The sequence below is a fragment of the Blautia intestinihominis genome (assembly GCF_040096655.1).
Taxonomy (GTDB): domain Bacteria; phylum Bacillota; class Clostridia; order Lachnospirales; family Lachnospiraceae; genus Blautia_A; species Blautia_A intestinihominis.
This window is the reverse complement of the sequence record NZ_JBBMEI010000174.1, coordinates 1-1,625: the sequence shown is the minus strand read 5'-3', so window position 1 is coordinate 1,625 and position 1,625 is coordinate 1. Positions and strand designations below refer to the sequence as shown.

Genomic DNA, 1,625 nt, shown 5'->3' with positions numbered 1-1,625 from the left:
TGCAGGTAAATAGTCGAAATTCACATTGGAAGGAAGATACCGATAATGGTTCTTATCCTTTAGCAGTTCCTTTACTTCTTTTGACTGTTTCCTTGTAATGTTAAGATTTATCTTCAGATCAAAAAGCTTTTCTTTTGGAAGTTCCAGGTTGCTTTTTATACTTCCATGTCCATCTTTAATACGTATCAAGAAGTACCAGCCCTTTTCCTGAATATGTGCCATACTATTATAAGATTCATAACCCCGGTCTGCTATAATAAGAGCTTCTGGTATGGTCGATCGATCAACCATTTCCTGAAGAGCCTTATGTTCATTACAATTTTTGCTTTTCTGGATAATTGAATCTGCATAAATATGATAATCAATCTCATACAGTGCATTTAAATGTAAAAGATTATATCCTTTTTGTCCGTTGCTTCCAGGATAATATGATCCAGTATCCCCAGGGTTTGTAGCAATTTGAATGTCTGAACCGTCAACAGCAAATATAGGCATCTTTTCTGAAAAACCTTTCGTAATTGTTTCGTTAAAGCCGTCAAATATGGAACGGAAAGCTTCAGGCTTAATCTTACTTCTCTGCTGTAAAAAAGCAGATGGTGTGGGCATTTGAGGGGAAGCGTGAAAAAAGTCTATTAATTCATTTGTAAGACTGCCGCTTCCCATACCGATAATTCCTGTTAACATTGCTTTCATAGAAATTTTCCGTTTTCGGGTAAAGTCCGTATCAGGATGAAAGCAATAGTCCTTCGGATTGTTTGCAACTTTATTGATTTCTGACATCAAAACTTTTTTAATGTGTTTCGGTTTCATATGATACCTCCCTGTAATTAAGTTTTTCTTAATTACAAGGGCCGATTTCGCTGCCTTTATTATCAATCCGTAGCGAAATCGGCCGCACACATTAATATAAATGTCAACTGTTTTCGAAAAATAAAAAGACCCCTATACCATTTCAGATATAGAGATCTTTATGCGTCATACTAACTTAATGACATTGCGGAAATAAGGGGTTTTCCCCGGCAACCGACTCGGCAACGGGATAGCAACAGGGGGTGCAACAGGCTGTCATTTTCAGAATGGAAGCTCCATCTGTTCTGTGACTTCCACAAAACCGTCCATTGTTTTTTCAGACGGGTTGCATAAGTCCGTTGCCGGGTCTTCACGCTCCCAGCCCTTTTGTCTGCCATATTCGGAAAACATTCTGGGGTTCTGAAAGTACCGCCAGCGGTCAATGCACTGGTTCATAATCTCGTTGATTTCCCGGATTTCCCATTGCTTCGGTTCGTCAAAGGCATGGTTCAAGGCTTCCTTGTAGAGCTGCTTGGAGCAGACCATGCTCCCGGTGTACTTATCAAGATACGCCTGTATCATCCCGGCTTTGGTGTCCTCCGGCATAAAATCCCGCTGGTGTTCTTTGAGATACCGCTGCATGGCGGGGCTGAAAGCCAGCTTGAACCTGCCGCTTCGGTAAATCTCCATCGCTTCCGCCCACATCTGCCCGATATAGGCTCTGGAAGCAGCTTCGCCCTCCAAAATGTGAACCTCGGCTTGCTCCGGGTACACCATGACGGGGATAAAGCGGCGGTTGCCGGAACGGTCAAGGGGCAGGAAGTCAAGGGCATTGG

The 1,625-nt window shown here is 42.6% G+C and carries 2 protein-coding genes; both read right to left on the bottom strand.

What is annotated here, in order from left to right; all coding sequences use genetic code 11:
• Nucleotides 1-810: transposase (locus WMO75_RS19505; protein ID WP_349078844.1), on the bottom strand; the 810-nt coding region annotated here is incomplete at its 3' end.
• A 261-nt stretch (nucleotides 811-1,071) separates the two neighbouring features.
• Nucleotides 1,072-1,625, bottom strand: a 554-nt coding sequence (locus tag WMO75_RS19500; RefSeq protein WP_349078842.1) for a VapE domain-containing protein, incomplete at its 5' end; no start/stop codon positions are given.